The 14,619-nt window shown below is 66.8% G+C and carries 6 protein-coding genes; 5 read left to right on the top strand and 1 reads right to left on the bottom strand.

Annotated elements, in window-relative coordinates:
• Positions 1-53 precede the first annotated feature (53 nt).
• Positions 54-692: a DUF4352 domain-containing protein gene (locus FDA94_RS16990; protein WP_137248041.1), complete on the bottom strand. Its 639-nt coding sequence runs from the start codon at positions 690-692 to the stop codon at positions 54-56.
• 225 nt (positions 693-917) lie between these two features.
• Between FDA94_RS16990 and drmD the strand changes: the two genes are divergently transcribed.
• Genes drmD through drmC form a run of 5 tightly spaced genes read left to right on the top strand, consistent with a single transcriptional unit; the run spans position 918 to position 14,606 of the window.
• Complete coding sequence (drmD, locus tag FDA94_RS16995) at positions 918-4,031, top strand: DISARM system SNF2-like helicase DrmD (RefSeq protein WP_137248042.1); 3,114 nt, start codon at positions 918-920, stop codon at positions 4,029-4,031.
• Positions 4,028-8,089 carry an Eco57I restriction-modification methylase domain-containing protein gene (locus tag FDA94_RS17000; RefSeq protein ID WP_137248043.1) on the top strand — a complete coding sequence of 1,354 codons (4,062 nt, stop codon included), beginning with the start codon at positions 4,028-4,030 and terminating at the stop codon, positions 8,087-8,089. The genes drmD and FDA94_RS17000 overlap by 4 nt, the downstream gene beginning before the upstream one ends.
• A gap of 57 nt (positions 8,090-8,146) precedes the next feature.
• The gene (gene drmA / locus FDA94_RS17005; RefSeq protein ID WP_137248044.1) at positions 8,147-11,938 is read left to right on the top strand and encodes a DISARM system helicase DrmA; all 3,792 of its coding nucleotides are present in this window, start codon (positions 8,147-8,149) and stop codon (positions 11,936-11,938) included.
• A complete protein-coding gene (drmB, locus tag FDA94_RS17010) occupies positions 11,938-13,827 on the top strand; it encodes a DUF1998 domain-containing protein (protein ID WP_137248045.1) in 1,890 nt (629 codons plus the stop codon). Before drmA ends, drmB begins: the two co-directional genes overlap by 1 nt.
• The gene (gene drmC, locus FDA94_RS17015) at positions 13,824-14,606 is read left to right on the top strand and encodes a DISARM system phospholipase D-like protein DrmC (RefSeq protein ID WP_246059976.1); all 783 of its coding nucleotides are present in this window, start codon (positions 13,824-13,826) and stop codon (positions 14,604-14,606) included. Before drmB ends, drmC begins: the two co-directional genes overlap by 4 nt.
• Positions 14,607-14,619 lie beyond the last annotated feature (13 nt).

Genomic DNA, 14,619 nt, shown 5'->3' on the forward strand with positions numbered 1-14,619 from the left:
AGATCATTCCGGGTGGTTGGTACGCATGTCAACCAGTGCGACGGCATGCGACGTCATTTGGTCAGAGAGACTTCTACTCCGTCAGAGAAGATCGAGTCGTGTAGCTCGACCGACTTCAGGGTGATGTTCCTCGGGACGTCGAACAGCAGGATGCCCTTGACGGAGTTGCCGGGGTTGATGCTGTTCAGGAAGCTGTTGGAGTTTTTCAGGCCAAGCGCGGCGGCCCCTGAGTCGGCGTCGAACTGGCGGCCCTTCTTGTCGACGAGCTTCTGGGACGAGTCGCTGAACATCTGTGACTCGGTGCCGATGTTCTTCACCGTCACGTGGATCAGCACGTACTGCCCCTGCGCCTCCGAGACGAGGAAGCCCTCGCCCACCTGGGCAAGGCCCTTCTCGACCTTCGTCACCTTGAAGGCGAAGTCGCCGTCTCTGACGGTGTCGCCGATGCCCGCGGTTTTCGGCTCCTCCGGTTCCGCGTCTGCCTCGGTCTCCTCCGCAGGTCCCTCTGCGGCGGGATCGGCCATTGTCGCGGTGCCGGCGCCCTCGGGTTCGGCGCCGCCGTTGACGATCGCGCCCACGACGGTCAAGCCCATGAGGACGGCGGCTCCGACAAGGACCGCCTTCAGGCAGCCGCCTCCCTTCTTCTGGACGATCACGGTCTGCGGGTAGGGCTGCGGGTGATTGTTGTACACGGGGGGCTCCGAGCGACTCGCGGTGTGTAGGTGGCGCAAATTAGAGCAGACTGTGAACCGAGTGCACAACTCTTTCTCTGCTCTGGACAACCTACAAAAAGGTGGCGTAGATTCCACCGCACGCCGTTCCGGGCGAAAACGATCTGGATCGTTCCGCCGGGCTGCCAAACTGTCGCGAAGCAGCGGACCCCCAGCCCCCACCGATGCCGTTGGCGAGGAGAGAACGTGACGAGTGCGACGTCGGACAAACCCGCCATCGGAGCCCTGGTCGCGGTTCGCGGGCAGCGCTGGGTGGTGAGCGATGTCGAGGCGGGCGCGTCCAGCACGCTGGTGAGCCTGCAGAGCGTCGAAGAGGGGCGATACGGCCACACGCTCGACGTGATCTGGGAAGTCGAACCCGGGAGCAGGGTCCTGCCCGGCGGCTCACTACCTGAGGTGACCGCGTTCGACCCGCCCGCGCGGCTGGCGGCGTTCCTCGACGCGATCCGATGGTCGGCCGTCACCTCCGCCGACGTGAAGATGTTGCAGGCGCCGTTCCGGTCAGGCGTCGCTCTCGAGGACTACCAGCTTGAGCCGGTCGCCCGCGCGGTCGAGGCGCCCAGGGTCAACCTCCTGCTCGCCGACGACGTCGGTCTCGGCAAGACCATCGAGGCGGGCCTGGTCGCGCAGGAACTCCTGCTGACGCAGCGCGCCCGGCGGATCATGGTGGTCTGCCCGGCGGGGCTGACGCTGAAATGGAAAGACGAGATGGCCGAGAAGTTCGGCCTCGACTTCACCATCATCGACACGGAGCGCTGCGCGATTGTTCGCCGCACCCACGGAAGCGCGGCCAACCCCTTCGAGATCCACCCGCTGACCATCGTCAGCCTCCCCTGGCTGCGAGGGCGGAAAGCGCAGCGGCTGCTCGACGAAATGCTCGACCCCACCGGCGAGAAGCGCGCCTTCGACCTGCTCATCCTCGACGAGGCACACCACGTCGCCCCGGCCGCTCCCAAACAGGTGTACGCCGTCGACTCCCAGCAGACGAAGCTCATCCGCAGGCTGTCTCCCCACTTCACCCACCGGCTGTTCCTGTCCGCCACTCCCCACAACGGCTACCAGGCGTCGTTCACCGCGCTGCTGGAGACTCTCGACGACCAGCGGTTCGCCCGCGGGATCGAGCCCGACTCCGCCGCGCTCACCGATGTCGTCGTGCGACGACTGAAGCGGGACATCAAGAACGCCGACGGTTCCGAGAGGTTCCGCCGCCGTGAAGCTCACGCGATGCCCGTTCTCTATCCGGCCGACGAGCGGGAGATCCACGAGCTCCTCAAAGAGTTCGCCGAGGTGCGGCGCAGGCGCCTGACCAAGCAGCGCGGCCGCAAAGCGGCCGACCTCGTGACCCTGCTGCTCAAGAAGCGGCTCTTCTCCAGCCCGGCTGCGTTCCTTCACACGGTCGGCGTCTACCTCGAAACCGTGAAGGGCAGGGCTGCCGACACCTTCGACGAGTCCGACGACGTCCCCGAATGGCTGGAGGAGTTCGCCGACTACACGGCTTCGCTCGACGACGAGTCACTCGCCGAGGCCGAAGACGACGCGGTCAACCGCGCCCACCCCCTGCAGGAAGGCGCGACCCGGCAGGAGGTCGAGCTCTTGGAGCGCATGCAGCAATGGGCGAAGAAGCACGCCGTCCGGCCTGACGCCAAGGCGCGGGAGCTCATCACCTATCTCAAGGCCGTCTGCCGCCCCGACACGCACTGGGAGAACGAGCGCGTCGTGGTGTTCACCGAATACCGCGACACCCAGACCTGGCTGGCCGGCCTGCTGACGCAGGAAGGTCTCGGCGGCGACCGGCTGAACCTGCTCCACGGCGGCATGTCCACCGAAGAGCGCGAACAGGTGCGGCAGGCCTTTCAGAAGGACCCCGCCGAATACGACGTGCGGATTCTCATCGCCACCGACGCGGCGGGGGAAGGCATCGACCTGCAGAACCACTGCCACCGGCTGGTCAACTACGACATCCCGTTCAACCCCAACAAGCTCGAACAGCGCATCGGCCGCGTCGACCGCTACGGCCAGCGGCACACTCCGGACATCCGCCACTTCATCGGCACCGGCTGGACCACCGCCGTCGACTCCTATGAGGCCGACCTGGAGTTCCTCGCCCGCATCGCCGAGAAGGTGGCCCGGCAGCAGAAGGACCTCGGTCCGGTCAATGCGGTCATCTCCGAGCGGGTCCAGCGCCGCATGCTCGGCGAAGACGTCGGCCTCGACGACGTCGATCGCGTCGCCCCCACCGAGGACGTACCCGTCGAGACCGACATCGGCGCACAGGTCAAAAAGCTCCGCGCGCGGCTCGACGAGACCGTCGGCGAGCTGCGGATCACCCCCGGGAACATCAAACGGGTGGTCGACACAGCCCTCGACCTGGCCAGACAGCAGCCGCTCAAGCCCCACCTCGACGAGAAGCACCTCACCGAAGGGCTCTTCGAGGTGCCGACGCTGACCGCGTCGTGGGAACGGGCCTCGGCCGGACTGCTCGAGAAGATCACCAAAGACGGCGCCCCGCCGAAACAGCGCCCGGTGACCTTCGACCCGGCCGCTCTCACCGAGTTGCGCGACGACGTCGTGCTCGCCCACCTCAACCACCCGCTGGTCGCCATGTCGACCCGGCTCCTGCGCGCCGCGGTCTCCAACCCCGACATCGGTCTCAACCGGGTGACCGCTGTGATCAGCGACGATCCCGCCCTGGAGACCACACTGATCGGCGCCTATGCCAGATTCGTCCTGGTCGGCGGCGACGGGATGCGGCTGCACGAAGAGGTCATCTACGCCGGCGGCTGGGCCCAGCAGAGCGGCCGGTTCCGCCGCCTCGACGCCCAGGGCACCCTCAGCGGCATCCTCGACCGGGGCCTGAACCAGGGACTGCCCGCATCTCCCCACCTGCACCGGCGGCTGGCCGAGGTCTGGGGCCGGATGCGGCCCGGCCTGGTCGACGCGATCGAGGCGCGCATGCGCACCCGTCGCGACTCGCTCGACAACGCGCTGGCTAAACGCCAGGAAGCCGAGCTGAACCGCATCGCGGCCAACTTCGACCGGTTCGCGGCCACCCTGCGCGCCACCCTGGCCGCCGGTGAAGAGGACGACGGCCTGTTCTCGGTCATCGAGGCGACCAAAGACGAGCAGGAGATCCGCCAGTATCTGAAGGACCGCGACTCGTGGCAGGCCCGCCTCGACCGGCTCGACGAGGAGAGGCGGCGCGAGCAGGAAGCCGTCGCGGCCCGCTACCGCGACTTCAAGGAACACCTTTTCCCCGTAGCCGTGATCTTCGTCGTTCCCAGGCAGGAGGCCTCCCGATGAGCCAGGCCGGTTGGCGCAAGCAGCCCGACGCGTCCCGCGTGCACCAAGACTGGCTGAGCCTCGTCGAGGTCTCCGGCCCGTTCCTCTCCCTGCCCGTGCTCCGGCGCACCTGGCCGTCGCTCGACCCCCTGGACAAGGCCGCCCGCGAGCGGCTGCGCCTCGAACACGGCACCTGGCAGGCGGGTGGGCTTTCCGGCGACTGGATCCTGTACGTACTGCGCCACCTCCTCGGCTGGGAGGAGGCCCTGCACACGACCGGGCTCGACACCTTCAGCCTGGAGGTCCCTCAACACGACACCTGGCTGACGTCCGACTTCGCCCTGGTCACACCGGGTGAGGAAGCCAAGCCGGGCACGGTCCGGCTGCTCGGCCTGATCAGCGACGACCGCCCGACCGCCCGCGTCAAGGGAGACGCCTGGGCCGCGACCACCGTCGACCGCCTCGCCCAGCTCTGCCGCCACCACGACGTCGAACTCGGCCTGGCCACGGACGGCCGCTGGTGGACTCTCGTGTGGGCCCCGCGCGGTGGTGTCACAACGAGCGCCACCTTCGACGCCATCTCCTGGCCCGAGGCCGCGGAGCGCGATGTCGTGCGCGCGTTCGTCTCCCTGCTGGGCCGGGCCCGCTTCTTCTCCTATCCCGACGACGAGACCCTGGTCGCCCTCCTCAAGTCGAGCAAGGACAACCAGGAGGACATCACCGAGGCGCTGGGTGTCCAGGTCCGCCAGGCGGTCGAACTGCTGGTGGCGGCCATCGGCCGGGCCGGCATCCGCGACCGCGAGGCGGGCGGCCCGGGCATCGACGACGTCGAGGCCCACGACGTCTACCGGGGCGCGGTGACCGTCATGATGCGCATCGTCTTCGTCCTCTTCGCCGAAGAACGCGGGTTGCTGCCGTCGGACAACGAGCTCTACGCCACCGCCTACTCGGCCGGGGGCCTGTGCGCGGAACTGGAGCAGCGCGCACTGGAAGGCAGCGAGAACGACCTGGAGCAGACCCAGGCGGCCTGGCACCGGCTGCTTGCTCTCTTCAATGCCGTGTACGCCGGCATCGACCATCCCCGCCTGAAGATGCATGCCCACGACGGCTCCATGTTCGACCCCGACGTGTATGCGTGGCTACCGCTGTCGATCGACGACCGGACCGTGCTGCACATGCTCAAAGCGGTCCAGTACGTGCAGATCGGGACCCGAAAGACGGGGGAGCGGCGCAAGCTCAGCTTCCGGGAACTCGACGTCGAGCAGATCGGCTACGTCTACGAGGGCCTGCTGTCCTATGAGGGGCGCCGCGCCACCGACACCGTTCTCGGGCTGGTCGGAAAGTCCGGCCTGGAGGAAGAGGTCAGTCTTTCCGACCTGCAGAGACTCGCGGCCCAGTCGGGTGGGGAACTGGCCGCGAGGCTGGCGGAGAAGTACAAGTCCTCCGGCATCGGCACGGCCTCGGCCGTCGCCAAGCGCCTGGCGCCCCTGTCGAGCGCCGAGCGCGTCGAGGCGCTGCGCAAGCTGCTGGCCGTGACGGTGGGTGATCGTGATCTGGCCGAGCAGGTGCTGCCCTTCTACGGCATTCTCCGCCACGACCTGCGCGAACTGCCCGTGGTCATCCTCAACGGGGCGCTCTATGTGACCGAGTCGGCGCTGCGGAAGAACACCGGAACCCACTACACGCCGCGCGACCTTGCCGAGCAGGTGGTCGAAGGGGCGCTGGAGCCGCTGGTCTACCGGGTCGGGCCGCTCCAGACGGCTGACCGGTCGAAGTGGGAGCCGAAATCGAGCGAGGAGATCCTGGCGCTCAAAGTCGCCGACATCGCCATGGGCTCGGCGGCGTTCCTGGTCGCCGCCGCGCGCTACCTGAGCCGGCATCTCGTGGAGGCGTGGTCACGGGAAGAAGACCCCCGTGCGGTTGCCTATCGGGCGGCCGGTTCAGCTTCTGGTACGGGAGATGCGGACCAGGACCCAGTAGTCGTCGAGGCCATCCGCCAGATCATCGAACACTGCCTTTACGGAGTGGACATCAATCCGATGGCGGTGGAGATGGCCAAACTGTCGCTCTGGCTCGTGTCGATGGACCGCGAACGTCCCTTCACCTTCCTCGACGACCGGTTGGTCGCGGGGGATTCGCTGCTGGGGATCACCTCGCTCGACCAACTCGAGGTCATGCACATGAACCCGAAGCGAGGGCGAGAGATCCACGAGGAGCGGGGGCTGCTTAACTTTGCCGTCGGAGCGCGGGCTGTGGTCCGCGAAGTCGCGCAGCAACGCCGGAAATTGGCGGCCATTCAACTAGGGAATAACCCTCTGGCGGCATTAGACAAGAAGCGGAGCATCTTGGCGGATGCAGAACTGAAGACATCGCAGGCGCGGTTGTTCGCCGATCTGACGGTGGGTGCGGTTCTCGCGCACGTGAGCAGAGGAGACGTTGGGCTTCGTGATGGCTCAATCAATGCAGCAGATTACGTTCGTCGCATCACCAACGGTTCGGTTGGCGCAGAAGTGGAGGCTCGTCAACAGCGGAATGAATGGCTCAACAAGGACCATGTGCCAGGCACTTTCTTTCGCCGACCGGTTCAGTGGCCGCTAGTGTTTCCGGAAGTTTTTACAGATAGTGCTGGTGAATACTCAAATGCGGCCGGATTTGACGCCATTGTCGGCAACCCGCCATTTTTGGGTGGGCAAAAACTCACTGGTGCTATGGGTGTGGCCTATCGAGAATACCTTGTTGAAATAATTGGGCAAGGTGCTCGCGGGAGTGCAGATCTGGTGGCATACTTCACGCTCTGTGCTCACGAATTGCTTAATTCTGACGGGCAGGTGGGAATCATTGCGACGAATACTCTTGCGCAGGGTGACACCCGGCAGGTCGGTCTCGATCAGCTTGTATCGAAAGGGATCACTATCCGACGGTCCATCAAGAGTTCGCCTTGGCCCTCGAAAAGTGCCGTCCTCGAGTACTGTGCTGTATGGACGAGCCGTCGGGCTCTGGCAGAGGAGGCGGAACGCCTTGCTGGCGGTATTGCAGTGGCAGGTATCACTCCGTCGCTAGACCCCGAATCCAGGGTAATCGGAAACCCGAAGCGACTCATAGCCAATGAGGGCATATGTTTTCAAGGCTCTGTGGTTCTTGGCTTGGGATTTGTAATGGAGCCTGAGGCGGCCGGTATGCTAGTTGAGGAAGACTCAAGGAATGTCCAGGTTTTGTCTCCATATCTAAGTGGACAGGATCTAAATGCGCGTCCTGATAGCTCCAATAGTCGATGGGTAGTCAATTTTCGAGATTGGCCCTTGAGTCGCGCTCAAACCTATCCGGGTCCCTACTTTAGAGTTCTAGAGCTCGTAAAGCCCGAGCGTGACAAGAATAATCGAAAAGTTTACCGCGACTTCTGGTGGCAATTTGGCGAGAAGCGGCCAGCAATGTTGAGGAAGATTTCAGGGCTTGAGCGGGTTATCGTGATAGTGCTCCACACGAAAATCGTCATGCCTGCAATGGTTCCAACTGGTAGCGTTTTTTCGCACGGCCTCGGCATTTTTGCCACTGACGATACGGCAGTTCTCGCGTTGCTGTCCGCTGCTCCCCACTACTGGTGGACTCTCACGCGAGCGTCGACCTTGGAGACCAGGGTTCGCTACACGCCCTCGGATGTCTTTGAAACCTTGCCGCTCCCCGAGCTTACGGAGGAGATGCGGAATCTCGGTGATCAGCTCGACGCTTTTCGCCGGAACCTAATGCTCTCTCGGCAGGTAGGTCTGACCTCCACATACAACATGGTGAACTCCTCCGCGAATACCGATGAGGACATCATCGGGCTGCGCCGAATCCATCGTGCCATCGACGAGGCCGTCTGTCGGGCTTACGGCTGGGATGACCTGATCGACAATCTCGACCATGGCCATCACCCTGTTGGCCGAGAGATCCGCTACACGGTCGGCCCTGCCGTGCAACGGGAGTTCGTCGACCGGCTTCTTGAACTCAACCATCAGCGCTATGCCGACGAAGTCGCCCGCGGCCTGCATGACAAGGCCAAGAAGAGGGCCAAGCGCGCCGACGACGAAACCCTGTTCTGATGTCCGCGATCCCACCCCCCGTCCTTGCCGGATCACCACCGAGGAACCGCCGACCTCATGATCAATGACCAGGAGGACCTGTTCCCCGACCTGGGCAACAGGCAGCAGACGCTCGACCTGACCTCGAAGCCGGCCCCGGAGGCCCAAGTCGTACAGGAAAAGGCGGACATCCCTTCGCTGGACCAGCCACAGGAATTCGCCGAAGGAACGTCGTACACGATCAGGGACGAGTTCCAGGAACTGGTCTGCCGTGATCTTCTCGGCCCATGGAACGGCGACTACGAGGAGTTCTCGCCCCGCGCCATGGGCCCCCGTGAGCGCTACCTGGTCGGCATGCTCGGTCCGAAGCACTCGCCGACCTCCTCGAGGGATGAGGCCGACGAGGTTCCTGACACCGAGATCGCCGTCCAGGGCGATGCGTCGGAGGCCGATCTGCCCGAGATCACCACCGCGCAGAACCTCGGTCGTCTCTGGGCCTCTTCCATGGGGCTGTCGTTCGCGGTGCCCGCCGACGTCGACGTGGTCGCGGTCTCCACGTCGTGGGGTCACTACACGAAGTCCGAGGTCGAGCAGGAGGGCGGCAAGAAGGTCCGGACCTGGGCGCGTCGACCTGTCAGTCACGATAAGGAGATCCGGCTCGATCGTGGCTCGTCGGCGCGTGTCCCGCTCACCAGCGGACGAGGCGACGATCCCGGGGTCCTGCTGGCGATCACCGTGCAGAACCGGGACGACCGCCGGGTGGTCGAGCTGGCGCTGATCAACACCCAGGTCGAGCCGTCGAGCAACAAGGACACGGCCTGGCTGTTCCAGACCGAGCTGAAGGTACGCGCGCTCGACGGCGCCAGGGCGATCTTCCTGCCCATCGACGACCCGCTCGACGGCGGCCAGGCCGGATACGACGACGAGGACGCCCACCTACGCCTGCTCTACCGCAACGAACGCCGCTACGCATCAGGTCGCAACGTCGCCGTCCACGCCGAGATCGGCCCGGACGAGCGATGCGCGCACGAGCTGCGCACGACCTGGCTGCCCGAGTACAACGTGCCGGCGACCGTCGCGCCGACCGACGGTCTCGACGGTGTCGAGCTGTCGATGGACGCGCTGGCCGCCGCCGGCCGGGAGGAGCTTTGCGCCGGTCTCGCGCCCCTCGCCGACGGATACGTGCACTGGCTGAACCTGCGCGACGCCGACATTCCGGGCCTGCCCGAGGCGCTGCGGCCGGTGGCCGAGAATGCGGTGTTCAAGGCACGGATGGCGGCCGGGCGGATCAAGGCGGGCATCGACCTGCTGATGCGCGACGACGACGCCTTCAAGGCGTTCCGGTTCGCCAACGAGGCGATGGCCGCGCAGCGGCGGCACAGCGCGATCGCCAAGCTGCGGCAGGAACGCGGGCTGACCTTCGAGCAGGCCACCGAGGTCGTCAAGGAGCAGGGCGCGAAGGCGGCGTCGTGGCGGGCGTTCCAGCTCGCGTTCGTCCTGCTCAACCTGCCCGCGCTGGCCGACCCGGCCCACCCGGAACGGGCTGCCGACCATACCGGCACCGCCGACCTGCTGTTCTTCCCCACGGGTGGCGGCAAGACCGAGGCCTATCTGGGGCTGACCGCGTACACCTTCGCCATCAGGCGCCTGCAGAAGGTGGTGGGCACGGCCGAGCAGGCCCGCAGCGGGCTCGACGGGGTGGCCGTGCTGATGCGGTACACGCTCCGGCTGCTCACGGCGCAGCAGTTCCAGCGGGCCGCCGCGCTCGTCTGCGCCGCGGAGATGATCCGCCGCGATGACCCGGTGACCTGGGGTGACACACCCTTCCGGATCGGGCTCTGGGTCGGTGGCACCGTCTCGCCGAACTGGTTCGACGGGGCCCAGAAGGAGGTCGACGCCGCGCGGGCGGCTCCGGAGGGCAAACGGCCCAATGTGCTGCAGACCCTCGCCTGTCCCTGGTGCGGTCAGACCCTTCGCGGTCACCAGGATCTGCACGTCGACGAAGACCGTCGCCGGGTGGTGCTCTACTGCGCCAACGGTGAAGGGGTGACCGCGTGCCCGTTCTCCCGGCGCATGTCGCCGGGCGAGGGGCTGCCGATCCTGACGGTCGACGAGGAGATCTACCGGCTCACGCCGAGCCTGGTCATCGCCACGGTCGACAAGCTCGCCCAGCTCCCGTGGAAGGGGTTCGCCGGGAACCTGTTCGGGCGGGTCCGGGAGTGGTGTCCCCGCCACGGCTATCGCCACGACGACCTGAACGACAAGACCGGCTGCACGCCCCGGCACAACGCGAAGGGCGCGCTTCCGGCCACTCAGATCCAGCAGGTCGTCCGGCTGCGTCCGCCGGACCTGATCATCCAGGACGAGCTGCACCTGATCTCGGGCGCTCTCGGCACCACGGTCGGCCTCTTCGAGGCCGCGGTCGATGAGCTATGTACGTGGGGCGACAACCACGGACCCAAGATCGTCGCCTCCACGGCCACCACCAAGCGGGCGGACGCCCAGGTCCTCGGCGTCTTCGCGAGAGAACTGGCGATCTTCCCGCCGCAGGTCATCGACGTGGCCGACACCTTCTTCTCGCGCCAGGTCGCGATCACGCCCGCCGACCCCGGCCGGCGCTACCTCGGCGTGTGCGCGCACGGGGTGCGCCTCAAGTCCGCCGAGATCCGGCTCGCGGAGATCCTGCTCATCGCCGGCCAGACCACCTTCGACAAGTACGGGGCGCCCGCCGATCCGTACATGACCCTGGTCGGCTACTTCAACGCCACTCGCGAACTGGCCGGCATGCGGCGCTACGTCGACGACGACGTGACCACCCGCATCCGGTCGCACGGCAGGCGCAAGGGTCTGTCGAACCGGTTGTCGACCCGGCTGGAGATGCTCACCGTCCAGGAGCTGACGTCGCGGATCTCCTCCACCGACATCAGCGAGGTGCTCAGGAACCTGGAGGTCGGCTTCGACCCGGAGTTCGACACCTCCCGCCGCAAGTTCGACATCGCGCAGGAGCGGGCGTTCGCCTATCGCGACAAGCGGCCGGAACACCAGCTCGTCGGCCGGCGTTCCGCGCGCAAACGGTTGCCCGTGGACGTCGTGCTGGCCACTTCGATGCTGCAGGTCGGCGTGGACGTGTCGCGGTTCGGGCTGATGGTGGTGACGGGCCAGCCCAAGAACACGGCCGAGTACATCCAGGCGTCCTCCCGTGTCGGCCGTGACGCCGAGCGGCCCGGACTGGTGGTGACGCTCTACAACTGGTCACGCCCACGTGACCTGGCCCATTTCGAGGACTTCGAGCACTACCACGCCACCTTCTACCGGCAGGTAGAGGCACTGTCGGTCACCCCGTACACGCGAAGGGCCCTTGACCGAGGCGTCACGGCCGCCTTCGTCGCTGCGCTGCGCAATGCGGATGACACCTACTCCCGCAACGCCGACGCCCAGGACGTCGATCTGGGCGGACCACTGGCCGCCCGGGTCCGGGACAGGTTCCTGGCCAGGGCGGAGGCGGTGGCGGGCGAACGCGGACGCGACTACCTGCGCGAACGCCTCAACGTGGTGACCGACGTCTGGAACAGGGAGCAGGGTGGAGAGTTCCGGCTCGGCTACCAGGCGAACTCGTCCAGCAAGCAGCAGCTCAAGGGGCTGCTGCACCAGGCGGGAGACGGCCGGTGGGACACGATGACCATCGGCCAGTCGATGCGCGAGACCGAGAACGAGATCAACCTCCTGGTTCCCCGAGTCGAGGAGATGTTCGCCCCCGCCTATGGGGTGCCCGAATGGGTCTTCGCCTCGACGGGGGCGGACGACAGCGATGATGACACTCCCGAGGGCGACGAACTCGGCGAGACCACTCTGAATGGAAAGGGGCGGTGATGGCCGGAAGGCCCGAGGGGCACCGGCGGAGGGTCGGCGCGGTACGGCCGAGCCATCTGATGTTCACCGGAGGAGTCGGGGCGCTGGTCGACCTGCCCAATTTCTCGGTCCTGGTCAGGGGTGTGGACGACTGGCGCTACGAGTCGGCCGCCGGTCCGGCGGAACTGGCCGAGCCCCGGCTTCTTGCGGCCGTGCAGACCCTGCTGGGCAAGACGGTCACGAAGTTGAAGCCGGCCCCCTGGAGACCGGACGGGGATGGCGACGACGCCGCCCGGGTCGGGGTGCCGACGGTTCCGTTCCCCGCGTGGATGCGGTGCACGGCCTGCAACACGCTGGCCCCCATCGAGTCACAGGTCGTCTTCGACTTCGAGAACAGCAGGAAGCACGCGCCGCACGAGGCCCGGTTCTTCCACAAGAGCTGCCCCCGGAAGAAGTCGGGCCCCAAGCCGCTGGCCGTGGCCGCCCGCTTCGTGCTCGCGTGTACGGCCGGTCATCTCGACGACTTTCCCTACGCCCGGTTCGTGCATCGAGGCGGTAAGTGCGAGGTCGACTTCCCGCCGCTGAGCATGGACGACCGGGGCGGCAATCTCGGCGCCAACGTGGAGATCAAGTGTGACCGCTGCGAGCAGCGGCGCAACATCACCGAGGCCATGGGCCGCCGGGGTGAGCAGAACCTGCCGGCCTGCCGAGGCCGCCACCCCCACCTGTCGACGTTCGAGACGTGCACCCGGCCGGTACGGGTTCTCGTCGTCGGCGCGTCCAACCAGTGGTTCGCCCAGACGCTGTCGTCGTTGTGGGTGCCGGAGACGGGGGCAAGCGTTCTGGCCGCCAAAGTGGCCCAGCACTGGCCGGCCCTCTACGGCATTCAGAACGTCAGCATGCTGCCGTACCTGCGTGACAACGTGCCGGCGCTGCGTGAGTTCGACAAGTGGGACGACCAGACCCTGTGGGAGGCGCTCGAACGGCATCGCACCCGCATCGACGCGCCCGAACCCCCGGAACAGGGCTACCCCGACCTGCGGACCGCTGAATGGGAGGTGCTCTCGGCCGTTGAGCTGCCCGAACCCGATGCCGACTTCACCCTGCGCCGCGACCCCGACGGCGTCCCTGAACCGCTTCTCGGTGTCTTCGCCGATGTCATCCAGGCTGAACGGCTCCGTGAGGTCCGGGCCCTCATCGGCTTCACCCGCCTGGACGCTCCCGACCCCGAAGACCCCGACCTGGTCACCCGGGCCCCTCTCGCCAGAGACAAGCCCACGTGGGTTCCGGCGAGCGAAGTCCGAGGAGAGGGGATCTTCCTCAAGCTTCCTGAAGACCTCCTGTCGGACTGGGAGAAGCGCGTCGAGAACACACTCGCCCTCCGGGAGCACAAGGAGGCCTATGGACGCTTCCGGACGCACCGCTACAGCGACCGCATCAAGAACACCTTCGACGAGATGCAGCACTGGCCCGGGGCCCGGTTCTACGCCCTGCACACGCTGTCCCACCTGCTGATCAGGACGATCGCGCTGGAATGCGGCTACAGCTCGGCGAGCCTGTCGGAGCGCATCTACGCGGGCTCGGCTGATGACCCACGCACCGGCATCCTGATCTACACGGCGGTGCCCGACGCGGAGGGAACCCTCGGCGGCCTGGTCTCCCTGGCCGAGCCGGCGAACCTCGTCCGGTTGACCCGCCGGGCGCTGCATGACGCGATGCACTGCTCGTCCGACCCGTTGTGCTCTGGACGCCTGCCGCAGGCCCCGGCCGACTTCCTGCACGGAGCCGCCTGCCACGTGTGCCTGTTCGTCTCCGAGACCACCTGTGAGCGCGGCAACCGCTTCCTCGACCGGCGGTTCGTGGTGCCCATCGACGACCCCGACCTGGCCCTCTATCCCGAGCTGCCGTGACGCGGCGTTCGCGCTTCACCGAGGCCGTGGCTGCGGCAGCCGCCACGATGGGGCCGTCCCGGTTGCGTGTCCTGGCCGACCGGATCGCCGACGGACGGCCTAGGAGCGCGATCCCCGGGGCGCTGCCGGTGCCGGGCTTCGCCGACGCGGCGCGGGACGTGCTGGCCGCGATCGAGGCGGAGTCCATACCCGATGTCGAGGCGGTCGCCTATCTGAGGGGAGTGGCCGACGGGCATGCCCAGCACGCCGGGGCCATCAGGGTCGAGCCGGTCTGGAGCGGACCGGGTAGCCATTCAGTCCCGGTGCGGGCGACCGCGCAGGTGCTGGTGGATCTGGTCGCCGAGGCGGTCCAAGAGCTGGTGCTGATGACCTATTCGGCCAAACCGTACGCTCCTTTGCTGGAGGCCCTGCGCACGGCGGTCCGGCGGGGCGTCTCGGTGATCGCGGTGGTCGAAACCCTCCAAGGGGCCGGTTCCGCCTTGGGCGGTGCCGAGCCGGCGGCGGCGTTCCTGACCGTGCCCGGAGTCGAGCTGTGGCACTGGCCTGCCGCCCACCGGGCCGGACCCGGTGAGGCGGATGGGAAAGGTGCGAAGATGCACGCCAAACTGGCCGTGGCGGACCGGCGGGTGCTGCTGGTGTCCAGCGCCAACCTGACTCAGTCGGGAGTGGCCAGGAACATCGAGGCAGGACTGCTGGTGCACGGCGGGGCCGCGCCGCAGCGCGCGGCCGAGCACGTCGCCGAGCTACGGGCCAGAGGCGTGCTCGAACGGCTCCGCTAGGGGAGAGAGGTAT

Origin of the sequence: Herbidospora galbida, assembly GCF_005233835.1 — a bacterium.
GTDB lineage: Bacteria > Actinomycetota > Actinomycetes > Streptosporangiales > Streptosporangiaceae > Herbidospora > Herbidospora galbida.

Bases quoted from the DNA above. Each gene is read 5' to 3' on its own strand.
- FDA94_RS17000 (WP_137248043.1), top strand. From the start codon at position 4,028: ATGAGCCAGGCCGGTTGGCGCAAGCAGCCCGACGCGTCCCGCGTGCAC.
- drmA (WP_137248044.1), top strand. From the start codon at position 8,147: ATGATCAATGACCAGGAGGACCTGTTCCCCGACCTGGGCAACAGGCAG.
- drmB (WP_137248045.1), top strand. From the start codon at position 11,938: ATGGCCGGAAGGCCCGAGGGGCACCGGCGGAGGGTCGGCGCGGTACGG.